This is a genomic window from Vibrio sp. D3, from assembly GCF_043995865.1.
Classification (GTDB): Bacteria; Pseudomonadota; Gammaproteobacteria; order Enterobacterales; family Vibrionaceae; genus Vibrio; species Vibrio diabolicus.
On record NZ_CP171886.1, the window covers coordinates 1,354,892 to 1,374,882 of the forward strand.

Below are 19,991 nucleotides of genomic sequence, written 5' to 3' on the forward strand. Positions count from 1 at the left end.
GCGGAATATAGCGGGTGAAAAAGTGTGCTTTGTAAACCCTTTGTCAAAACACAAAGTGCGTATTTGGCTCGATCTCGCGCTAGCCCTTGGCGTTATTGACGAAACGGCTAAAACGAGCAAAATCTCGATCTGTGACGATTCTCACTTTTGAAACAAAATCGTTGTGTTGTGTGAGCCAATTCTCACCTTATATCCTTCGCCTGATACTAAAGCAGGCCACTCGTACCATCTGCAATGAGCTTTGCTGCTTTAAAAAGCATAGATGATGAATGGGTATTTGAGAGGGAAAGTTATTATTTTTTATCGGCTTGCCGATTGTTCGCTTGCTTTTTTGGATCGAGATAAAAAAACCAAAGCGATGCCACCAAGAATGATGCCACTGGTTAAAAGTGTGTGTAGTGAAAGAGGCTCGTGGAGTACGACGGTACCTAGCAGCAAAGCAATGGCTGGCACGGAAAGTTGACTGACTGCGGCTTGAAGTAAAGAGAGCTTACGCATGACTTGATACCAAAGCGTATAACCAAGGCCAGATGCAATGGCGCCAGACGTGATAGCGAGCAAGATTCCACTCAGAGAGAGATGGATTGAGGACAGCATCAATGGTGATAGGAGTATGCCAATGATAGATGCAGCGATAAACCCCCATGTGATGCCACTACTTGGAGAAGGCGCTTGTTTGCCGAGCGCAGTAAACGCAGCCCAACAAACGCCAGAAATCAACATGAGAAATGCAGAACTGATATCGGGGCGAGTGGCAGATGGCAACATTAACCAAACAAAGCCGACAATCGAAAGGCCGATACCGATGATTTCGAGAAACTGAAAGCGCTCACCTTGCCACCAATAGATGGCCAGTAATGTAAGTTGCACGGCACCAAACAAAAGCAAAGCTCCGGTTCCTGTCGCCAGTTGTAAGTACGCGAAAGAGAAAAGGGCAGCGTAACCAAATAACGCCACGCCAGCAAAAAAGCGAAAGCGAGAAGTTGGCCGATCGGTTTTCCACTGACCTCTCACGACAAGCAATGCGATTAAGGTAATCGCGCCAGATACCAATCGAACGAGAGTGAAGCTTCCTGCATCAATCAACCCTTCGGCCAATGCAAGTCGGCACAATAATGAATTGGCGGCGAACGCCAGCATCGTAATAGCAGTGAGTAAAAAGGTCGACATCCTTGGCCCTTAACGCAGAAATATGGATTGAGTGTAGCGTCAAACGACCTTTTTCATTAGTTGATAAAGTGATTAGTTATAGCTGTCAGAGCGAGAAAATCATCAAAAATCACCAGAGAAAACCTGATCTTAGCCTAAGTGTTACTGTGGTAGGGAAGGTTGTTCATACAATGACTTGATGGTGTTTTTCAACCATAGCAATTTGGGATTGTACGCATTGCGTTTATGCCAAATCATGGTAAATGGAATCAGTAACTTGTCTTGTTGAGTTTGGTCTAACGGAATTGGCAAGCACACCAAATCGAGATGCAGCTTTTCTGTGTAGCTTTTGCAATAGTGCGGCGCGGTGGTGATCATGCCATGCGTCGGCTGCGCTGCCATAAAAAGGGATTGCTCAAAGTTGGACATCGTCAGCCCGATAGAGCGCTGTAGCCCTAGTTCCGTTAACACTTCATCCAACGCCCAAGTTTCACTTTTTTCCCAAACAATATTAATGTGTTGGTAGCTCAGAAAGGTCTCGAGATTCCACTCTTGCTGTAATGCCGGATGATCTTTATGCAAATACACCATCGGCAGGTCATAGAATAGAATCTCAAAATCCAAGAAATACGGCAGAAGATCCAACGACTCTTTCGATCTCGGGTGACTTTCTCGGCCGGTAAAACCGATATCCGCCTCGCCTCGAATGATGGCGTCGAGTGAATCGTAATCCCAGTTACTGGTTTTTACTTTCGCTTCAGGGTATCGCTGGTGGATAGCGACGATGAGTCTGTCCAGCACCGTGAGCACTAATGGCGACTCAATCGTGATATCAAAACGCACTCCTTTAGGCGTAATATCGCTGCGTTTTTCTGCAATCTGGCTGCCAATTTGCAGCCATTCTGCAAGATCTTGCTCCATGCTTTGCGCCAAAGGCGTTGGCGCAAGACCTTTAGGTGTTTTGACAAACAAAGGATCATCGAACCAATGACGAAGTTTGTTGAGCGACTTACTTACGGTAGAGGGCGTAACGTTCAGCTTTTTCGAGGCTTTCGAGACGCTTTGCTCTTGCAACAATAATTGCAGAGTGAACAGTAAGTTTAAATCAAGTCGCGCTAGGGATTTCTTCATAATGAGTATCGTGAACAGGCTTTGGAATCAATAGTATTAGAGCAAGGCTGATTACGCTACCTAACACTAAGATAAACACCAACATATTCAGTGCACTAACGCCGATGAAACCCATAAACCAAATATAGAACGCTGAACTACAAACTTGAGCAATGCCCAGTAACGAGCTTGCCATGCCAGCTTGTTGAGAGAATGGGCTGAGCGCTTGGCTCATGGCCACGCCAAAGCCACAAGCGAAGCCAGCGCAAATCAGCCCAAGTCCGAACACATAGTAATGAGATTGTCCATCATGGAAATGGGCTGCACTGAGCACGATGGCTGCACAAGCGAGCAATACTTGAGAGGTCATCATTAAGGTTCGCTGCTTAAAAATCCCCAATGCCAATGGCGCCGAGAACGAAATCAACATACTGATCGTCGCAGTCCCAGCCATGATGGAAGAATAGCCACCGCGATCAAAACCAAGCATGCTCATCACGACAATTGGTGAAGCGTTAACAAAGGTCAGAATGGTGGTCACTCCAAATGCAGTAATGATCAGCCTACTGATAAAAAATCGCTCGAAGAAAGTCTCTTGATGGCTCTCTGGCGCTGTCTGTTCTTCACCTTGTTGGCTGGGTAGTGATTCCTTGAGAACAAAAATGGCCAATACACTGACGAGAATGCCCATTCCTGCCATCGTGGTAAACAAACTCGGCCAAGGAAATTTCAGCATAATCAAGTGACCAATCACGGGGGCGATCACTGGAATGATACAGGTGATGCCATTGAGCATCGACAATACTTTCGCGCGGCGTTCATCGTCTAACGTGTCGCGTAAAATCGCGAACGCGACGACATAGCAAGATCCAGCACCGATGCCTTGGCAAAAGCGAGCAATCAAGAAAGTGTTTGGTTGCTCAGCCATCCCGCCGAGAAAAGACGCGAGCACGAAGATCATCGCGCCGACGACGGCAACAGGCTTTCGTCCCACAGAGTCTGCAACTTTCCCCGCGAATAACATGGTGGTAGCCATGCCAGCTAAATAGATCGAAAACGCAATATGCAACTGAGATTCACTGGCGTTGAGATCTGACGCAATTTGAGGCAAACCAACAAGATACAAATCAATGGCAGTAGGGTAGAGTAAAACGAGTGCAAAACTACAAAGTAAAAAACGGGACATGGAAACCTCTCTATCGAATGGCGAGGATAATAGAGTGCTAAACGTTTGCCTGCGAGTGGGAAATACGACACTAGGTATTTCTATTTACGACATACCCTGTATGAATTGAGCATAAAAACAACAAGGAAGATTATGATTACCATTGAAAAGTATTCGCCTGAGCGACATGAACAAACTTGCGAACTTAGCGTGCTAGAAGAGCAATCGCAGTTTACGGTCGCGGATGTGGGTGAAATGCTGACACGTCTTAAACCTACAGAACTTCCGCATCTGATTTTGGCAGACGATGACGTTGTTGGTTTTTTTCTGTTCGATGCTGCTTGCAGCGAGAAATACGATTTTTGCCCGAAAAACAGCTTAGGCGTACGTGCTTTGCTGGTGGATCACCGTCATCAAGGCAAAGGCATCGCCAAGCAAGCCATTCAACAGTTTGCCGATTTCGCCAAACGCCATTATCCCGAGTTTGATGCGCTTTATCTCACCGTGAATTGCCGCAACATACCTGCTTATCAGTGCTATTTAAAATCAGGGTTTGAAGATACCAATGAGCTTTACCACGGCGGCCCCGTTGGACCGCAGCACATTATGAGACAGCCGCTTTAACTAGGAAAACACCAAGGATGGATATATGAGAATTGAAATCGACGATTTAGAACGGCCGCAGGTGCTTGCGTTGTTGGAAGAGCATTTGCAGGACATGTACGCTACATCGCCACCAGAGAGCGTGCATGCGTTAGATGTAAGCAAGTTGAAGCTGCCTTCAATCACGTTTTGGACGGGGTGGGATGGTGAGCAGCTATTGGGATGTGTGGCAATGAGCCAACTAGAAGATGGTCACGCAGAGTTGAAATCGATGCGTACGACGCCGTCGGCGAGAAAACAGGGCGTGGCATCCCGCTTACTCAATCACGTGATTGAGCAAGCGAAACATCAGGGGATACAACGTCTAAGTTTGGAAACTGGGTCGATGGCATTTTTTGAACCCGCGCATCGCCTATATGAAAAACATGGCTTCGCGTACTGCGAGCTGTTTGGTGACTATCAACCTGATCCAAACAGCCGCTTTATGACCCTAGCGTTGTAGCCCGTCGCGACTAAAAGTTAAAGTAGTAATTAGCTCCTGGCGAGATGAGTGATGCACGCTCACGCGCCAGTTGTTTTCTTCTCTCTCTAATACGCTTCGCGTTGTCTTTATCTAAGTTTGCATCCAATTGATGATCAAGGCGTGATATCTCCGCATCTAACGCGTTAATGCGTTGTTGACGCTGATATTCTTGATGGCCTAACTGATAGTTTTTAAGGAAAAGATCGTTAGAGCAAACGCCATAGTAGGTTTTTCCTTCTACACCCACCGTGTAACCATTGTCTGGCGAACAGTAAAGAATGGTGCCTTTATCAAAACCGTCTTGCCACTCAACGTGATTTGGCGTTACGCCTGCTTCGCGACAGTCTTTAATGTATTCGTACAAAATGTTTGGGTTGTTGCCTGATCGGCCATCTTGGTAGCCGACGCGATACCAGTCTGCGGTTTGGCATTGTTCTGGCGACATGCTGCTACAACCAGAAAGTAATGCAAATATGGCAAAGAGAAGCGCAATGCGTTTCATGAAGTGGATTCCTTGTTACTGCGTTAGGTTCGCTGATTATAAATGAACAGTGTTCATTTCCAATAGATAAAATTAATAATTACCGAGTTATTGATGCGTTTCGCTTGTGAGTTTGTCGGCTTGAAGCAAAAATTTTTTGCTTGTGGAACGAGCGTTGTTCGTCAGTAGTGATGTTACGAATAGAGTGCTTTGCGTGAAGGGAGAGGTGAGACTAGTGGGCTGGGAATCTCTTCGTAAGCCGCATCTACAAACAGTTGCCTGCGCGAATGTTACTTTTTCTCAGAGATTCCCATATCAAAAGCCCCTCGATCGAGGAGGAACGGGACTTTCGATAATTTTATGCTTAACTTTCAAATGAAAGTTTGTTGCCAAACGCGGATTTCCAGTCTTTATCAAATTGATCGACAGCCGGCTGAACTGCTGGATGAGAAAACATCTGCGCGGCCACATCGACAGGCAAGGTGATCGCTTCAATGCCCAACTTCATCACTTCCATCGCTTGTTGGGTATTTTTAAAACTCGCTGCCAAAATTTTTGCAGGCAGTTGGTTTTGATCCAGTAGCAATTGCAGGTCTGCGACCACTTCTACACCGTTTCCGTTCATCGCATCAATACGGTTCACATAAGGCGCAAGATAGTCAGCGCCGCACAATGCCGCAAGGAAACCTTGCTGAGCAGAGTAAATAGCAGTGGCGAGCACTTGAATTCCCTCTTTTTTCATTAACTTAATTGCCGCTAAGCCCGTTTCGGTTGCTGGCACTTTGACGACCATATCATAGGGTAATTCATGGATTTGGCGTGCTTCTTCCACCATGCCTTCTACAGTAGTACTCACCACTTGAGCATGGAAACGGGGTGTTCCCCCTAACGCTTCTTGCATGCCAGCTAAGGTTTGGTTCAAGCCTTGTTTTGATTTCGCCAAAATACTTGGATTTGTGGTTACCCCTTTCAGAGGTAGGCATTGGTTAAAGCGTTTTACTTCTGCCACGTCAGCAGTATCTAAATAGAGTTCGATCATGGGTTCTACCTTATACAAAATCTTCGTTTTGATGATGGGATCACTATAGATCTGACAATCCGCTGAGATCTTGATTTTGATCAATTGAAATTTCAATTGAAATTATAATAATTTCACAAAACGAAAGTTGAGTGGCAATATTTCATTATCAAATGAAGCTTTCAGCAAAAGAAAAGCGTGAAAAGTAGAAGAGCAAACCAAGAGGCGGACAGCAATGTATTTCAATATTCAGAGGTTCTCGACCCACGATGGTGATGGTATTCGCACCATTCTGTTTCTGAAGGGATGCAGTCTGTCCTGTCCTTGGTGCCAAAACCCAGAAAGCCGCAATGAAAAGCACTCTCTACTGTTTGATGAGCGCAGTTGTATGGCTGACTGCCAGCTTTGTGTGTCGGTTTATAAACAAACCGTAAACGGCGACATGGCGAGCGATGGTATCCGACGCATTGACGATCAAATCATCATCAATCGAAAAGCCATGAGCGAAGCGCAGATCATAGCGCTGCGAAACGTATGTCCAACACAAGCGCTCAGCATATGTGGAGAAGCGGCGAAATCGGACGACCTGTTTGAAGTGTTGATGAAAGACAAGCCTTTCTACGATCAAAGCCAAGGTGGCGTGACGTTTTCTGGTGGCGAGCCGCTGATGCAGCCAAGTCTTGTGGCAGAACTTGCCGAACGTTTGCATCAAAACCATGTGTCTACGGCGGTGGAGTCGTGCATGCATGTTCCGTGGAAAAACGTAGAAAAAGTCGCGCCGTATATCGATTGCTGGTTAGCAGATCTTAAACACACCGACGAAGAAAAGTTTCTCTGCTGGGCGAAGGGATCGTTAAAACGCATCAAAGACAATTTTAGAAAATTGGCACCAATTGCCAAACGCATTGTGATTCGCGTGCCGGTTGTGCCGGGCTTCAATGACACCATTGATGAGCTCAAAGCGATCATTGATTTCGCTGCTTCTTTAGAAAGCTGTCAAGAACTTCACTTGCTGCCGTATCACACCCTCGGCATCAATAAATACCGTTTGCTCGATATGCCTTACGAGTGTTCTGACAAACCATTAAATAATCCAGAACTGCTAGAAAACGCAATGCAATACGCAAGCGAACATACTCAACTTAACGTGATTGTTAGAGGTTAACCATGGACCTACATACCCTTCCAGAGCGAATCAAAGCCCACAAATCGGCACTGGTCAACATCGTAACGCCGCCTATCTGTACTGAGCGCGCAGAGGCTTATACTCGAGCGTATCAGGCAAATGAAGACAAACCTGTGATTGTGCAACGAGCGTTGGCGTTACAAGAGCACTTACGCACTCGCACCATTTGGATTAAGCACGACGAGGTGATTGTAGGCAACCAAGCGAGCAAAGTACGCGCTGCCCCGATCTTCCCTGAATACACGGTGCGTTGGATTGAAGCGGAAATCGACGAACTGGCCGACCGACCTGGGGCTGGTTTTGCGGTAAGTGAAGAAGACAAACAAAGCATTCACGCCATTACGCCATACTGGCGCGGTAAAACGGTTCAAGATCGCTGTTATGGACTTTTTACCGACGAGCAACAAGAGATCCTAGCCAGCACCATCATTAAAGCCGAGGGCAACATGACTTCGGGCGACGCGCACCTTGCGGTGGATAACGAAAAAATCCTGAAGATCGGTATGAACGGTCTGCTGGATGAGGTTCGTCAGCATCGCGCTAATAACGAAATGTCGACGTATGAAGGGTTGAAGAAAGAGCAGTTTTATAAGTCCGTCGAAATTGTCTTGCTTGCGATTCAGGAGCACATGGTGAGTTACGCCGATCTCGCTCTGGAAATGGCACAAAACGAAACTCGACCAGAGAGGAAAGCGGAACTGGAGACAATCGCAGAAAACTGTCGTCATGTGGCTTTCTATGCGCCAACCAACTTCTGGCAAGCTCTGCAACTGAGCTATTTTGTGCAGTTGATGTTGCAAATTGAATCGAATGGCCACTCTGTTTCATTCGGTCGGATGGACCAGTTCCTAAACGACTACTACGTGCGTGATCTTGAAAGTGGCGCGATGAACAAAGCGTTCGCCCTTGAGTTATTGCAAAGCTGTTGGTTGAAATTGCTTGAAGTAAACAAGATTCGCTCTGGCGCGCACTCAAAAGCATCGGCAGGTTCTCCTCTGTATCAAAATGTCTGTATCGGTGGCCAAAAGCTGAATGAGAATGGAGAACCTGAAGACGCCGTAAATCCGCTATCTTGGGCGATTTTAGAGTCTTGTGGTCAGCTACGTTCCACGCAACCGAACTTGAGTGTTCGCTATCATGAAGGTCTGAATCAAGAGTTCTTGATGGGCTGTATTGAAGTGATCAAATGCGGATTCGGTATGCCTGCATTCAACAACGATGAAATCGTCATTCCAGAGTTCATCAAGCTTGGCGTTGAGAAAGAAGACGCTTACAACTATGCGTCTATTGGCTGTATTGAAACCGCTGTTCCAGGCAAATGGGGTTACCGTTGCACGGGCATGAGCTTCATTAACTTTGCGCGTATTTTACTGGCTGCGCTTAACGAAGGTGTGGATGCAACGACGGGCAAAGCCTTCTTGCCGCATGATAAGTCGTTGGCAAAAGGCAACTTCGAGAGCTTTGAGCAAGTCACCGCTTCTTGGGCGAAGCAAATTCGCTACTACACACGTAAATCGATAGAGATCGATACCGTAGTCGACAGTGTGCTTGAGCAGCAAGCGCAAGATATTTTCTGCTCATCGCTGGTGGATGACTGTTTGGCGCGTGGTAAAACAGTAAAAGAAGGCGGAGCGAAATACGATTGGGTATCTGGCCTGCAAGTGGGTATCGCCAATTTGGGTAACAGTTTGGCTGCGATCAAACATTTGGTGTTTGAAGAAGCACAAATCAGCCAAACGGAACTGGCAAAAGCATTAGAAGAAGACTTCGATGGTATTGAGAACGAACAACTTCGCCAACGCTTAATCAACTTCGCGCCAAAATACGGCAATGACGACGATTATGTCGACCAATTGCTGGCTGATGCTTACCAAGTTTATATCGATGAGTTGGCGCAATTTGTCAACACGCGTCATGGGCGCGGTCCAATTGGTGGTGGCTACTACGCGGGAACATCAAGCATCTCTGCCAACGTGCCATTTGGCGCATCCACGATGGCAACACCAGATGGTCGAAAAGCGAAAACGCCACTGGCGGAAGGCGCAAGTCCAGCATCGGGCTCTGACCGTTTGGGACCAACTGCGGTGTATAACTCAGTTGGTAAAATTCAAGCTAATAAAATCTTGGGTGGTGTGCTGCTTAACCAGAAGTTAAGCCCAGCGGCTGTCGCTTCAGAAGGAGATAAGCTCAAGCTATCGATGCTGATTCGTACCTTCTTTAATCACCATAAAGGTTGGCACGTGCAGTACAACATCGTCTCTCGTGAAACCTTGCTGGCAGCGAAGAAGAACCCTGAGCAATATCGTGACCTTGTCGTGCGAGTTGCGGGCTATTCAGCCTTCTTTACCGCGCTGTCACCAGACGCGCAGGATGACATCATCGCTCGTACCGAACACGAGTTGTGATGGTCTCAACCCCTGTTAATGCATAAGGCACCGATTGGTGCCTTTTGGTTTACTCTTCAATGGTTATGCCACTAGAGCCGGGAAGCTGCGACACAAAATTGGAGCCCATGAGCTTAGAGGGTGTGTATACACCGGCTTCAGGCTTTGTATGTAGCAGGTGTTCTACAATCGCCAGAGATCCCGTTACGGTTAAGCTGTAGCCATTGGCCGTTTGTACTCGTGCTGTTTTGCTTTGTCCGAGTTTGTTGCTTGCTTTACCCCACACATATGTGGGTAATTGGTTTCTTTGCTCCTCATTTGGTCCTTTTACGGTTCTTTCAATACGGCTTTTTATGAGACTTTGTACCCAGGTTATGCCGAGAAGGGGGCGAACCCAATTCGCTCGTTTAGCGTTTTTTATCATGTTCGGCGATCCGGGAATAAAAACATCAATATTCTCAATCCCCGTGGTGTAATAGGCGGTTGAAACATCGCCCCACGGAATGGTCATCGCAAGTTTTTCGCCGTCACCAAAATCAATGTTGCGAACTTTATACGCTAGCGGAACGGTGGTGATTTTTCCGTTAAGCCGCACTTTACCGCCTTGAGCCAAACCTTCGACAGACGTTTTCGCCGTGCCCGGAGAAAAACCAGAGCGAGAGTCAAAACCGAGAGACAAATGTGTTGCATCTGGTAGCGCAGCTTTCAATGTGGCTGCAATACAATCCGTTGGAATAACATCAAAACCAACACCGGAGCACAATACGACACCAGCTTCGTTTGCTTGTGATTGCAGCGTTTGTGCAAACTCAAATACAGAGATCTCACCTGTAATATCGAGATAATGTGCGCCAGCTTCTAGGCTCGCTTTCATCATCGGTTTTGCCGTCGAAGAAAAGGGCCCTGCGCAGTTTAATACCAGTGAGGAACCCGAAATATGTTGGACCGCGCTGCTTTTATCCTCAAGAGAAAAAGCAAGACTTTGCAGCCCTAGTTCAGCCGCTAGGCTTTGTACTTTCTCTAAACTTCTACCTGCAAGGATTGGGTGGTGACCCCGTTTTACGGCCTCTCTCGCAATCAGCTCGCCTGTATAACCATTGGCTCCGTATATGATCCAACGATCTGGGGATGATGCCGGTGTGTTATCTTTCATCAAAAAGCTCCTATCAATGCCTGCTTAAAGAGGTTTCTGGTCATTGGCTTTTTCTTGTTGAATTGTGGTCAAGCCTTGTTCGAATGTGGTGATTTGAAAATCTGGAAAACGAGTCTGAAACTTATCCGAAACAAAAAGGTTGTCAGATTCGTAGCGAGGCAAAAGCTCGGCTGCATCTCGAATGGTTTGATTAAATCGCCCAGCTAGCCACAATTGCCAGCGCTTGATGACTTTGTATTTCGGTTGAACGTTAAAAACCTTTGCTGCAACAGCGATAAACTCCCGATACGTCAGTCGACGATCATCGCAAGGTAAATGCCAAGTTTGTCCGTAAGCATCGGGCGTATTCCCAATTAGCGCCATCGCTCGGCTTGCGTCTGGCGTATAAATTAAGCTGCGTTTGGTGTCATCACGTAAAAACACTTTTGCGCTCTTTTGGTTAAGTAGATTATCGATAATGGCGGAATTAGTGATGCTTTGCGTTTTCCCCGGGCCGTAAAACTCCGGAGCACGACAGATAACGGCTTCGATTTCTCCTTGATTCATCGATTCTAGCAGCATGTCAGTAATGACCGCACGAATTCGACCTTTTTCTCCATTGGGTTGAAATGGTGCATCTTCTTGTTGAGGCGTATCCGTTTGCGGGTACATGTAGGTATTATCAAAGTAAACAAGCTTTGCTTGATGAGTTTTACATGCGGCGATGACATTACGCATCATTGTTGGCCACTGTTCCACCCACAGTTGGGTATCCATTGGTAGCCCTGCAGTAAGGTAAACGATACTAGAACCTTTTACGGCATCTGATGTTTGTTTCGCGTCCAGCAAGTCCGCTTTTACCAGTTGGTCCGTCTCGTTGACTCGATGCGGATTGCGGCTCACCAAACGTATGTCGCTCGTAAAGTTTCGTTTTAGGCTTAATGCCAGCTCACGGCCAATTTGCCCACTTGCACCCAATATCGTTTGCATTCACCAATCTCCTGCTGTGTTACTTTGATATTCATCCTAACGTTAAAGTTAGGTTTAAGGTCAACCCGCATTTTGAAGATAAATTGGATTGATTTTTTATTGAGTATAGAAACAAGGAGATGGCACACCTGAGCTAAGGGCGAATGGTTTTGACAGACTCAATTTAGTGGCAGATAGGGAAATTGGCGAATCTCTAACCCAACATCAAGAGTAAAGTTTCGCTTGTTAACATTGCTTTGATTTAGTGATGGCTTTACTTTTTATTTGAGGGGTTTTCTTTGGTCAGAATCGTTTGTCCAAGCTGAGACATGACGCGTTTTGCATTCATTGCACAGTCCATATCATCTGGCTTAGCCTCAATCTCTTTAAGTACTTCTTTTAACTTGCTTTTACTCTGGGCAATTTTTCGCTCAAGCTCGTCGAGCTCTTGGACTTTTTGCTGCAAGGTTGTCAATAACTGATGATGATCCCAGTTAGAAAGGTCGGATGGCAGTAACGCACTTAGTTCATCCAAACTGAAGCCAGCTTGCTGACCCGTTGTGATTATGTCCAGAATCATTAGTGCTTCTTGCGGATACTCGCGGTACCCGTTGGCTTTACGGGTCACGGTTTTTAGCAGCCCGATGCGCTCGTAAAATCGAATACGCGAGGGAGCAAGGCCAGTTTTTTGCGCCAGTTCGCCAATTTTCATATCAAGCGTGTCTCATTAGGTTGATAAAATAACCTTACCATTTCTGAACATTCTCGCCAGTTTGGTGCTTGGTCGTTTCGTTTCTTGCTTTCTTACAGTTGCGGTTACAGTTTGCGCAAAATTTCCACGCATTTCTTTGTGACGTCGTCGTACTCTTTTGTCATGTAAGCGGTGGTAATGGCACCTTCTTTCATGATGCAAATGGCATCGAGTAATGATGTGTTGTCTGATTTGAGATAGCGTTGAATTAGCTCTCGAACCTGTTGTTTATGGTGGCGGCAATACGTTGCGAGCTCGCTGCTGTCGTCACTGAATTCGGCGGACGTGTTGATGAAGAAACAGCCGCGAAACTCGCCCAACTTTTCCTCAGAACCATGAAACCAGCCGTTAAGCGCGGTAAACAACTGGTCGATCACGTCTGTGCTCGATTGTGCTGGTGATAGTTTCTCCTCTAGCCACGCCATGAAGATTTGGTGGCGTTGTTCTAGTGCGGCGAGGATGAGCGCTTCTTTGCTTTCAAAATGGCTGTACAGCGTGCGTTTAGCCACGCCAGATACTTTAAGGACTTCATTGATGCCAATGGAGTTGATGCCCTGTTTGTAAAACAGCGACAACGCGGTATCGATCAATAACTGTTTCTTTTTGTTCATAACTACGTCCTCAAAAAGTTCTACAAACACATATTGACAAAGGTAGACAGATTTGTCTATTTTAATTTGTAGACAATTCGGTCTACTTTGAGGTGTTTATGAATAATTTAATTTTATCTTTGGTCGCGGGGCTTGGTGCGACATTGGCTATTGGTGTGTTGTCTTACGCCGAGGTATCTCTTACTGAGGTTGTACTTCTCATGGCGCCATTTGGTGCTACTGCGGTGTTGGTGTTTGGGGTGCCTAGCAGCCCTCTAGCTCAACCAAAAAATGTGATCATTGGTCACTTCATTACGGCATCTATCGGTATTGCGTTTAGCCAATACGTTGAGATCACGCCAATCACCCTTGCGATTGCGACTGGGTTAGGTGTGTCAGCGATGCTGATTACGAAGACAACGCATCCACCTGCGGGCGCAAATCCTATCTTGATCATGGCATCTGGGCAGGGGTGGAGCTTTCTGTTCACGCCAGTACTGATCGGCGCGGTGGTGATTGTGCTGGTTGGTAAGGCGTTGCAGTTGCTACAGAGTCAGTACTTAAACCCTCGTTTGAACGGTCAAAAGACCTAATAGGGTTGCAAGTAAGGCCGCATTAGGGGATGACCTCTTTTGCGGCTTTTTCTTTGCGTGGATGCTTAAAAATAAAATCTGATTCTCTCTTGGTATTCAGTCGTATACATAAAGGTGTTAGTTAAATTGGTATACCACTATGAATAAAATTCATCCCAAGAAGCTATTGCACAGCAAATGGACGGCGACGTCACCTAAAAATAAAGAGAAGCACTTTGTCGTAACAGAAATGGAGCTGGATGAAGAAGGCAATGTTGTGAAATGTGTTATTGAAGCCGTTATGAGTAAACGTGAGCAAGAGATGAACTGGCAAGATCTGAAAGACCCAGAGCTATGGCGGCAAGGGTGGAAGTAACGCACTTTGTTGAATTTTTTCCTGGGTTTGAAATCGAAAGATGATACTTAACTGATAGGCAACGGTCTGTGTATCTGCTACGTTGAGTTTGTTCGCTATCAACTAAAAAGGAATGACTATGATCGATTTCGACAATTCATCAGTGTTTAAGCTTAAACCCATTGAGGTATCAAAAGTTAGGGAAGATTTTCACAAGTTTCTTATTGATGGCGAGTCGGTATTTGCGGGCTTTAAAACGGTTCGCGACCAAGTGGTGTTTACCAACAAGCGAGTGATTGCGGCGAATGTGCAAGGGATTACGGGCTCAAAAGTGGATTACACGTCGCTGCCTTATAGCAAGATCAATGCATTTTCTATCGAGACGTCTGGTACCTTTGACTTAGATTGTGAAATTGAGTTCTTCATGAGTGAGGTGGGAAGAGTACGTTTTGAAATTAAAGGTTCGTTTGATCTGATTTCTTTCAACCGTATGGTTAGTGAGTATGTACTAGCGTAAGGGAATAGAAATGAGAGCTTCACTGAGAGACAAAATAATAGAGGTCTGTGACAAAAAGATCGCAAGCAAAGGTGAGCAGGTTGGGCTCTCATTTTATGCGTTTTTCGCCAACAAAAATGATGATCCAGAACAGTTGATGGAGGCGGCTACGTGGTGGATTCAGACCCATCGGCTCGACCACTTCGAAAAAGCAGTAAAAATAAAGTCAATGGTGGAGTCAGGTATCTAAATTAAAAAAAAGAAATAAAGAAAGCAGACAAATGCCAACAACGTCGCGGATAAAACAGGGTAGATAATATAAGAATCCTGTTTATTGGTTCTTTGAAAACACAGAGAAACGAGTAAGACGTTGTAGACGACGAGCAGCATACTAATCATGGTCCCACTGTTAAGCGTTAAACTGGACAGCTGAGTTAAGAAAAACGCCAATAAAAGGTAGTCGAAGACAATTAACCATAAAAAGGCTTTCTTCAACAGATCGCGTTTTTTGTTTTCGGAAGGTGTTATGTGCATATAGAACTCAACTAAAAAGTCACAGTAACAGAGGTTTCAGTTAGAAAGGTCACCATCAGGCGAGGTGACCTTTTGAGGTTATAATTCTTGAATATTTACTTCGTTGGTGGCCGTATCACCCGAGTAATTGATGACTTCTTGTCGAATGACTGGTTGGTTAAATTCGGCTTTATCTTTCGCTTTTTGCAGTTCACTTTCTTGGTGGTTACCAAAAAGAGTTTCGAGTACTTTGGCTGCTGGCGTCGTTAAAACGAACAGCTCGATACGGCGGTTTTCGCTTGAATCTGGTTCATCAGGGTTAAGCAGTGCTCTATCCGACATGCCTGTGACCTGCATGACGCGATCATCCGGCATGCCACCTTCAACCAGCGTATTTCTTGCGACATCAGCTCGAGATGCAGATAACGCCCAGTTTGATTGACGACCAAAGCGTTTTTTAAATGGAATCGCATCCGTATGTCCGCTGATGATCAGTGGGTTGTTCACACGCTGAAATACAGGCGCAAGTGCAAGTAATAAGTCTTCGAAGAAAGGGGTCAGCTCTGCGCCACCACGACTGAACATATGCTGTTTGTAATCATCTTGAAGGACGATACGTAGGCCTTGTGGGGTCACGGTGACGTTGACATTTCCTTGTGCGTTAATCTGAGCGGTCATTCGTTCAATGACTTTCGCCAGCGCTGCAAGTTGCTCCTGAGTATCGAAGTTACCAGGAATCAACGAGTCGATTTCTGGCCCATCGCCGTCACCTCGAAAGTATGAGCTTACCACGTGGTTGGAATTGTGTTTACTTGGCACAGAAGAGTCCTGTGCCAAGTCAATAGGAGAGATACTTTGTGAAGTATCAAATGGATTACCGTAACTCTTGTCGAATACGCTTGAGCTATGTAAGTGGGCGACAATTGCTTTACGCTCTTCTTTGTCTACCACCTGCATAACCCAAAGCACAAGAAACAGCGCCATTAGGGCGATCATGAAGTCAGCAAACGCGACTTTCCACGCGCCGCCATGAGGTTCATCATGGCTGTGTGCTTTGGCACGTTTGAACACTACATGCTCTTGTTTTTGCATTATCCCTCCTGTTCAGCTAACCACTTCTCCATTTGGTTGAATGTTGGTTTGATGTCTAGCTGAATATGTTTACGACCAGCGTCAATGGCGAGCAATGTCGGCTTCTTCGCTACGTAGGCAACCAAGGTTGCGCGTACGCATTCAAAAGCAGTCATATTACGTTTTACTCGCTGAGCCATGGCGTTACTTAGTGGGTCTAAACCACAGTAACAACCGAAAATACCAATGAATGTACCTACGAGAGCTGCTGCAACGTGATAACCAATCATAGCGATTGAGCCATCAATGGCCTGCATGGTGATAATGATGCCACCAACTGCTGCAAGAATACCGAAGCCAGGTAGTGCTTCTGCTGTACGCTGTAGTGAGCGTGAAGGCAAAAGCATTTCGTTTTGGATAGCTTCAATTTCTTGCTCTAGCAGTCCCTCTAATTCATGAGGCGACATTTGTCCCATTGCCATTAAACGTAAATTATCAGTAATGAAAGAAATTAGGCGATGATCCTCAGCAATCGTCGGGTAAGCGAGAAACATAGAGCTCTGTTCTGGCGACTCAATGTGAGAGTCGAGAAACTTATAACCACGGTTGCGCGCTGTCTCGAGCAAGTTATTGAGTAGCGCCATTAATTCCATGTAGTACTCATGCTCTTCTGTCGGGCCTTTAATGGTCGCAGGCACTTGGCGACGCATTTCTTTCAGTACGTGAGGTGGGTTACCGATGATCAAAGAACCAGCAGCAGCGCCAATGATGATAAGGAATTCGGCTGGTTGCCAGATAGCGCCTAAGTTACCGCCGGCCCACATGTATCCACCGAAGACGCACACCAGGATAGTGAGGACTCCAAAAAACTTTTGCATCTTGTGACTCCTAAGAGGACATTAATTGGTTGAGTTGTTTCAGCGCTTGTTTGTGAAGCTGACATATACGAGGTGGTGTCAGATCCAATACCAGAGCTATTTCGTGTAAGTTGAGTTCATGTTGATAGAACAGAGTAAGCAGCAATTGATCACGCTTCGGCAATTTGCCTAAAGCGCTATCTAAACTGCGACGAATATGCTCATGTTCCATGCCATCATATTGCCCGCCAATATAGCTATCACCACTGCTTTCCATCAGTTGGTCAAGGCTTTGCATCTCTCCCGCAAGGGCGGCATTTTGGCGGTTGTAATAGTCCTGCTCATTCGTCCCCAAGGCTTGGATGATTTCTGCATCCGTAGGCATCCGACCTAAAGAGCGTGTGAGATCTCGAGTCACGTCGTTGAGTTCGTGAGCCTGTTGGCGAGTTTTACGTGAGCGCCAATCTAGCCGGCGCAATTCGTCTAAAATTGCACCTCGAACGCGACACACGGCAAAGGCAGGGAAATGAGGATCGTCAACATCGCCGTATCGGCGTCCAGCTTCAACTAGAGCGATAAGGCCAATTTGCTGCATATCTTCAATACTACAGTGAGAAGTGGCATGAACACGTAGCTGGTTAACGACGCGTTTCACCATAACTTGATGACGTTGCAGCAGTGCATTTTCGTCAATTGGGCGTGATGGCGTCGTCACTTCCTCTTCTGTGGTATAGGTGTCTTGTATATTCATGTCTAACATGGTTGTGCTCCGTTATTGCACAACATATTTAGTCAACAAAACATCGTCGATTTCGCGAACGATGTCTGTCTTAGCAAAAGCCAGTAAAAGCGTTTGTTTTACTTCGTTTTGCAGAATATCGATGGCACCCGCTTGCTGTAACTCATCAAATGTTTTGTCGCTAAACAATTTTAATAATGAGTTTTGTACCATTGGCATGTATTCATCAATGTCTTTGATGCGCTCAGGACGGCGTGTTTCAATCGCTAGTTCTAGCATGACAAAGTGAGTCTGCTTTTTACCTTTTACGGTTAAAACGACTTTGTCTAAAGGATGGAAGCTAGGACCTTTGCTTGTCGGTTCTTCTGTGACTAAAAATGACAATGGAGAATCATCGATCAAGGAACCAGAGTCAGGTGACTCTTGAGCGTGTTTGTTTAAGTACCAGATTCCGCCCATAATCGTGGCGGCCGAAACGAGGGCGCTGGTGATGATCATGGCGATAAACAGGGCGATCATTTGTTGTTTGGTCATAACCTTTTTCCTCGAGGATTAACTAGGCTTGAGTGTTCAGCCAGTGTTCTGAATAGTTTGTTGTTGTAGTTTGGAATGCACCAGATTCTCGTGCTGCGAAAATAGTGGCGTCTTCTTCATTTGTATGTTGGTCATTGCGACTCTGGCTTTGATCAGAGCCCACGTTGACATCGACATGGACGAAGTTCTGCTCTTGCAGTTCTGTGCGTAGACGCTCAGACACTTGCATTAAAGCTTCTCGTGTTGCGGCTGCATTGGCATTGATGTGCACGCTTAGTCGGTCGCCTTCAACGCGTACAAGTAAATCCAGCTTACCTAAATCCGGTGGGTCGAGGCGGATTTTGGCTTCTTGTACATTTTGTTGCGCTTGAAGAGTCACACGGTCATGCAGAACTTGCATCATTTGCTCTCCCCATTTCCCAGCACTGGTGTCAACGCGCACAGCCGCCCATTCAGAGCCTTGAGTTTGAATATGACTCGTGGTAATGCCGGTGTTCGGGGCTTGTGGCGTTGGTGTTTGTCCTTGGAGTGGTGAGGCCGTTGGTTGCCCTTGAGCTGGTTGACTCAATAGGGTCTGAAAGTCGGCATTGGAGATTGATAGACGCGAGTTCGATGACATCGGTTGGCTTTGTTGCACCTCTTGTTGCTTTGGAGAGGTGTTTAGCAAGGCGTTATTGGAGTCTTGTATTGTAGACTTAACATCGTTAGCTACCGATAAAGGCGGAGTTTTTCCGAACTGACCCGACTGCTTTTCTGCCATAGTGAGCATACTCTGGGTTAGAGCCTGAGCTTGCATAGCAAGATCAGGTGATTCTTTTGAACCCAGTGTACTTGTCAGGTGAGCATCTGCTTCAGAAGCAGAGTGTTCGTCAGTATCCAAACCACGAGCATGCGCTTTTTCTTCGCTGTCCAAAGCTGGAGCGGTAAGATGAAAACTCGGCACGGTTGAAGCTGAGGCGAAACCTTGGCCGTCATACTGGCTATGCTCAGACATAGGGTTATGAGAAAAACCGTGTACAGCTCTTGCTTGTTTTATGTTGCCTTCATGGCCAGATGATGAATTGCCGGATATTTGAGTTGAAGGAGATACGATCATTGAGTTAGCTCCATGGTCATCGCTAATTGATAGGCCATAGCGCGCTCTTGATGGTCATTGACCATATTCATCTCTTTTTCTAACTCGTTCTTCGACTTTTCTAATCTAGCGAATGCATCTGCATGAACGGTTTTGGCGCGTTGAATTTCAGGTGCAAGCTTAGGATCCTTCAAAAAAGGTTTGTGACTGATCAATAGCTCTCGCAACTGCAAGTCATAGCGCTTAAGCGCATGCCAATCTGCTGTTTTTGTAGCGAATTGGATGAGCTGAGATAAATGACGAAATCGCTCTGGCGACACTTTATGCTTGTTGTCCAAAATTCATCCAACCTTCACGAATGTTACCCATTACACGCTCGACATTAACCAAGCGATTCGCATCGTTCTGCACGCTGGCGTAATAAAGCTCAACTTGGCAGAAGTCATACAGCTGGCGTAAGTTTTCAGCAATTTCGCCACCATTCTCATCATCTAGAGCGCTTGTGAGCCCAATCAAGATGTTCATGCATTTGTTGATTCCGTTACCTTTCTCAGCCAAGCGATTCGCAGCCAAATGGCCACGAATACGTTCAACTTCATCAAGTAAGCCATCGATCAACATAATGACTAATTGGTGTGGGTTTGCTGCTGCCGCTTGCGCGTCGAGATCGACTTGTTGGTACGAGTCATAGCCAGAGTCCATAAGCATGAGATATTCT

At 46.1% G+C, this 19,991-nt stretch carries 25 protein-coding genes; 8 read left to right on the forward strand and 17 right to left on the reverse strand.

Translation table 11 applies throughout. The features are described from left to right. Nucleotides 1–300: 300 nt before the first annotated feature. The 3 genes from ACHFJ9_RS05895 to ACHFJ9_RS05905 form a co-directional block, all read right to left on the reverse strand. Nucleotides 301–1,170: a DMT family transporter gene (locus tag ACHFJ9_RS05895; RefSeq protein ID WP_395354212.1), complete on the reverse strand. Its 870-nt coding sequence runs from the start codon at nt 1,168–1,170 to the stop codon at nt 301–303. A 141-nt stretch (nt 1,171–1,311) separates the two neighbouring features. Next, a complete protein-coding gene (yidZ, locus tag ACHFJ9_RS05900) occupies nt 1,312–2,280 on the reverse strand; it encodes an HTH-type transcriptional regulator YidZ (protein WP_005484231.1) in 969 nt (322 codons plus the stop codon). Continuing rightward, complete coding sequence (locus ACHFJ9_RS05905; RefSeq protein WP_395354214.1) at nt 2,255–3,445, reverse strand: MFS transporter; 1,191 nt, start codon at nt 3,443–3,445, stop codon at nt 2,255–2,257. Before ACHFJ9_RS05905 ends, yidZ begins: the two co-directional genes overlap by 26 nt. A 132-nt stretch (nt 3,446–3,577) precedes the next feature. Between ACHFJ9_RS05905 and ACHFJ9_RS05910 the strand changes: the two genes are divergently transcribed. Next, the gene (locus tag ACHFJ9_RS05910; protein WP_395354216.1) at nt 3,578–4,048 is read left to right on the forward strand and encodes a GNAT family N-acetyltransferase; all 471 of its coding nucleotides are present in this window, start codon (nt 3,578–3,580) and stop codon (nt 4,046–4,048) included. Between the two features lie 25 nt (nt 4,049–4,073). Continuing rightward, nucleotides 4,074–4,529: a GNAT family N-acetyltransferase gene (locus ACHFJ9_RS05915; RefSeq protein ID WP_395354218.1), complete on the forward strand. Its 456-nt coding sequence runs from the start codon at nt 4,074–4,076 to the stop codon at nt 4,527–4,529. A gap of 10 nt (nt 4,530–4,539) precedes the next feature. On the opposite strand, the gene ACHFJ9_RS05920 is transcribed toward ACHFJ9_RS05915, so the two are convergent. Both ACHFJ9_RS05920 and ACHFJ9_RS05925 read right to left on the reverse strand, forming a co-directional pair. Beyond that, nucleotides 4,540–5,052, reverse strand: coding sequence for a DUF2799 domain-containing protein (locus ACHFJ9_RS05920; RefSeq protein ID WP_053808269.1), 513 nt, complete (start codon nt 5,050–5,052; stop codon nt 4,540–4,542). Nucleotides 5,053–5,395: 343 nt separating this feature from the next. Further along, nucleotides 5,396–6,070: a fructose-6-phosphate aldolase gene (locus tag ACHFJ9_RS05925; protein ID WP_006741998.1), complete on the reverse strand. Its 675-nt coding sequence runs from the start codon at nt 6,068–6,070 to the stop codon at nt 5,396–5,398. 214 nt (nt 6,071–6,284) lie between these two features. Here ACHFJ9_RS05925 and ACHFJ9_RS05930 point away from each other — a divergent pair, with 214 nt between their 5' ends. Continuing rightward, nucleotides 6,285–7,214 carry a glycyl-radical enzyme activating protein gene (locus ACHFJ9_RS05930; RefSeq protein ID WP_395354221.1) on the forward strand — a complete coding sequence of 310 codons (930 nt, stop codon included), beginning with the start codon at nt 6,285–6,287 and terminating at the stop codon, nt 7,212–7,214. A 2-nt stretch (nt 7,215–7,216) separates the two neighbouring features. Continuing rightward, a complete protein-coding gene (locus ACHFJ9_RS05935; protein WP_395354223.1) occupies nt 7,217–9,640 on the forward strand; it encodes a formate C-acetyltransferase/glycerol dehydratase family glycyl radical enzyme in 2,424 nt (807 codons plus the stop codon). Between the two features lie 49 nt (nt 9,641–9,689). On the opposite strand, the gene ACHFJ9_RS05940 is transcribed toward ACHFJ9_RS05935, so the two are convergent. From ACHFJ9_RS05940 to ACHFJ9_RS05955, 4 genes are all read right to left on the reverse strand, one after another. Continuing rightward, nucleotides 9,690–10,772 carry a trans-acting enoyl reductase family protein gene (locus tag ACHFJ9_RS05940; protein ID WP_152813206.1) on the reverse strand — a complete coding sequence of 361 codons (1,083 nt, stop codon included), beginning with the start codon at nt 10,770–10,772 and terminating at the stop codon, nt 9,690–9,692. Nucleotides 10,773–10,796: 24 nt separating this feature from the next. Continuing rightward, nucleotides 10,797–11,741, reverse strand: a complete 945-nt coding sequence (locus tag ACHFJ9_RS05945; RefSeq protein ID WP_395354225.1) for an SDR family oxidoreductase — start codon at nt 11,739–11,741, stop codon at nt 10,797–10,799. Between the two features lie 253 nt (nt 11,742–11,994). After that, nucleotides 11,995–12,432, reverse strand: coding sequence for a MerR family DNA-binding transcriptional regulator (locus ACHFJ9_RS05950; protein ID WP_395209199.1), 438 nt, complete (start codon nt 12,430–12,432; stop codon nt 11,995–11,997). 104 nt (nt 12,433–12,536) lie between these two features. After that, entirely contained in the window at nt 12,537–13,082 is a 546-nt protein-coding gene (locus tag ACHFJ9_RS05955; protein WP_301948351.1) for a TetR/AcrR family transcriptional regulator, read from the reverse strand. Nucleotides 13,083–13,180: 98 nt separating this feature from the next. Here ACHFJ9_RS05955 and ACHFJ9_RS05960 point away from each other — a divergent pair, with 98 nt between their 5' ends. The 4 genes from ACHFJ9_RS05960 (at nt 13,181) to ACHFJ9_RS05975 (ending at nt 14,734) form a co-directional block, all read left to right on the forward strand. Next, nucleotides 13,181–13,654, forward strand: coding sequence for an HPP family protein (locus ACHFJ9_RS05960; RefSeq protein WP_005462762.1), 474 nt, complete (start codon nt 13,181–13,183; stop codon nt 13,652–13,654). A 139-nt stretch (nt 13,655–13,793) separates the two neighbouring features. Next, the gene (locus ACHFJ9_RS05965; RefSeq protein ID WP_047009614.1) at nt 13,794–14,009 is read left to right on the forward strand and encodes a TIGR02450 family Trp-rich protein; all 216 of its coding nucleotides are present in this window, start codon (nt 13,794–13,796) and stop codon (nt 14,007–14,009) included. 118 nt (nt 14,010–14,127) lie between these two features. Beyond that, on the forward strand, nt 14,128–14,505 hold the full coding sequence (locus ACHFJ9_RS05970) for a PH domain-containing protein (protein WP_005396583.1): 378 nt from the start codon (nt 14,128–14,130) through the stop codon (nt 14,503–14,505). 10 nt (nt 14,506–14,515) lie between these two features. Continuing rightward, entirely contained in the window at nt 14,516–14,734 is a 219-nt protein-coding gene (locus ACHFJ9_RS05975; RefSeq protein WP_048625402.1) for a DUF6500 family protein, read from the forward strand. Here ACHFJ9_RS05975 and ACHFJ9_RS05980 read toward each other — a convergent pair. From ACHFJ9_RS05980 to fliS, 8 genes are all read right to left on the reverse strand, one after another. Then, nucleotides 14,731–15,018, reverse strand: a complete 288-nt coding sequence (locus tag ACHFJ9_RS05980) for a hypothetical protein (RefSeq protein WP_031780567.1) — start codon at nt 15,016–15,018, stop codon at nt 14,731–14,733. The two genes, ACHFJ9_RS05975 and ACHFJ9_RS05980, sit on opposite strands and share 4 nt — an antisense overlap. Nucleotides 15,019–15,096: 78 nt before the next feature. After that, nucleotides 15,097–16,089 (reverse strand): flagellar motor protein MotB, encoded by a 993-nt coding sequence (locus ACHFJ9_RS05985; protein WP_005396581.1) that lies wholly within the window; start codon nt 16,087–16,089, stop codon nt 15,097–15,099. After that, entirely contained in the window at nt 16,089–16,946 is an 858-nt protein-coding gene (gene motA / locus ACHFJ9_RS05990; RefSeq protein ID WP_005396580.1) for a flagellar motor stator protein MotA, read from the reverse strand. The genes ACHFJ9_RS05985 and motA overlap by 1 nt, the downstream gene beginning before the upstream one ends. A gap of 10 nt (nt 16,947–16,956) precedes the next feature. Beyond that, entirely contained in the window at nt 16,957–17,685 is a 729-nt protein-coding gene (locus ACHFJ9_RS05995; RefSeq protein WP_005396579.1) for a FliA/WhiG family RNA polymerase sigma factor, read from the reverse strand. 12 nt (nt 17,686–17,697) lie between these two features. Then, entirely contained in the window at nt 17,698–18,198 is a 501-nt protein-coding gene (fliL, locus tag ACHFJ9_RS06000; protein ID WP_005398533.1) for a flagellar basal body-associated protein FliL, read from the reverse strand. Between the two features lie 22 nt (nt 18,199–18,220). Then, nucleotides 18,221–19,294 (reverse strand): flagellar hook-length control protein FliK, encoded by a 1,074-nt coding sequence (locus ACHFJ9_RS06005; RefSeq protein WP_395354232.1) that lies wholly within the window; start codon nt 19,292–19,294, stop codon nt 18,221–18,223. Beyond that, nucleotides 19,291–19,611 carry a hypothetical protein gene (locus ACHFJ9_RS06010; RefSeq protein ID WP_005398525.1) on the reverse strand — a complete coding sequence of 107 codons (321 nt, stop codon included), beginning with the start codon at nt 19,609–19,611 and terminating at the stop codon, nt 19,291–19,293. The genes ACHFJ9_RS06005 and ACHFJ9_RS06010 overlap by 4 nt, the downstream gene beginning before the upstream one ends. After that, nucleotides 19,595–19,981: a flagellar export chaperone FliS gene (gene fliS, locus ACHFJ9_RS06015; RefSeq protein ID WP_005375014.1), complete on the reverse strand. Its 387-nt coding sequence runs from the start codon at nt 19,979–19,981 to the stop codon at nt 19,595–19,597. The genes ACHFJ9_RS06010 and fliS overlap by 17 nt, the downstream gene beginning before the upstream one ends. Between the last annotated feature and the right edge of the window lie 10 nt (nt 19,982–19,991).

Bases quoted from the DNA above. Each gene is read 5' to 3' on its own strand.
- ACHFJ9_RS05910 (WP_395354216.1), top strand. From the start codon at position 3,578: ATGATTACCATTGAAAAGTATTCGCCTGAGCGACATGAACAAACTTGC.
- ACHFJ9_RS05920 (WP_053808269.1), bottom strand. From the start codon at position 5,052: ATGAAACGCATTGCGCTTCTCTTTGCCATATTTGCATTACTTTCTGGT.
- yidZ (WP_005484231.1), bottom strand. From the start codon at position 2,280: ATGAAGAAATCCCTAGCGCGACTTGATTTAAACTTACTGTTCACTCTG.
- fliS (WP_005375014.1), bottom strand. From the start codon at position 19,981: ATGCTTATGGACTCTGGCTATGACTCGTACCAACAAGTCGATCTCGAC.
- ACHFJ9_RS05985 (WP_005396581.1), bottom strand. From the start codon at position 16,089: ATGCAAAAACAAGAGCATGTAGTGTTCAAACGTGCCAAAGCACACAGC.
- ACHFJ9_RS05980 (WP_031780567.1), bottom strand. From the start codon at position 15,018: ATGCACATAACACCTTCCGAAAACAAAAAACGCGATCTGTTGAAGAAA.
- ACHFJ9_RS05915 (WP_395354218.1), top strand. From the start codon at position 4,074: ATGAGAATTGAAATCGACGATTTAGAACGGCCGCAGGTGCTTGCGTTG.
- ACHFJ9_RS05965 (WP_047009614.1), top strand. From the start codon at position 13,794: ATGAATAAAATTCATCCCAAGAAGCTATTGCACAGCAAATGGACGGCG.
- ACHFJ9_RS05975 (WP_048625402.1), top strand. From the start codon at position 14,516: ATGAGAGCTTCACTGAGAGACAAAATAATAGAGGTCTGTGACAAAAAG.
- ACHFJ9_RS05955 (WP_301948351.1), bottom strand. From the start codon at position 13,082: ATGAACAAAAAGAAACAGTTATTGATCGATACCGCGTTGTCGCTGTTT.
- ACHFJ9_RS05945 (WP_395354225.1), bottom strand. From the start codon at position 11,741: ATGCAAACGATATTGGGTGCAAGTGGGCAAATTGGCCGTGAGCTGGCA.
- fliL (WP_005398533.1), bottom strand. From the start codon at position 18,198: ATGACCAAACAACAAATGATCGCCCTGTTTATCGCCATGATCATCACC.
- ACHFJ9_RS05950 (WP_395209199.1), bottom strand. From the start codon at position 12,432: ATGAAAATTGGCGAACTGGCGCAAAAAACTGGCCTTGCTCCCTCGCGT.
- ACHFJ9_RS05935 (WP_395354223.1), top strand. From the start codon at position 7,217: ATGGACCTACATACCCTTCCAGAGCGAATCAAAGCCCACAAATCGGCA.
- ACHFJ9_RS05905 (WP_395354214.1), bottom strand. From the start codon at position 3,445: ATGTCCCGTTTTTTACTTTGTAGTTTTGCACTCGTTTTACTCTACCCT.
- ACHFJ9_RS05995 (WP_005396579.1), bottom strand. From the start codon at position 17,685: ATGTTAGACATGAATATACAAGACACCTATACCACAGAAGAGGAAGTG.
- ACHFJ9_RS05970 (WP_005396583.1), top strand. From the start codon at position 14,128: ATGATCGATTTCGACAATTCATCAGTGTTTAAGCTTAAACCCATTGAG.
- ACHFJ9_RS05940 (WP_152813206.1), bottom strand. From the start codon at position 10,772: ATGAAAGATAACACACCGGCATCATCCCCAGATCGTTGGATCATATAC.
- ACHFJ9_RS05895 (WP_395354212.1), bottom strand. From the start codon at position 1,170: ATGTCGACCTTTTTACTCACTGCTATTACGATGCTGGCGTTCGCCGCC.
- ACHFJ9_RS05960 (WP_005462762.1), top strand. From the start codon at position 13,181: ATGAATAATTTAATTTTATCTTTGGTCGCGGGGCTTGGTGCGACATTG.
- motA (WP_005396580.1), bottom strand. From the start codon at position 16,946: ATGCAAAAGTTTTTTGGAGTCCTCACTATCCTGGTGTGCGTCTTCGGT.
- ACHFJ9_RS05925 (WP_006741998.1), bottom strand. From the start codon at position 6,070: ATGATCGAACTCTATTTAGATACTGCTGACGTGGCAGAAGTAAAACGC.
- ACHFJ9_RS05930 (WP_395354221.1), top strand. From the start codon at position 6,285: ATGTATTTCAATATTCAGAGGTTCTCGACCCACGATGGTGATGGTATT.
- ACHFJ9_RS06005 (WP_395354232.1), bottom strand. From the start codon at position 19,294: ATGATCGTATCTCCTTCAACTCAAATATCCGGCAATTCATCATCTGGC.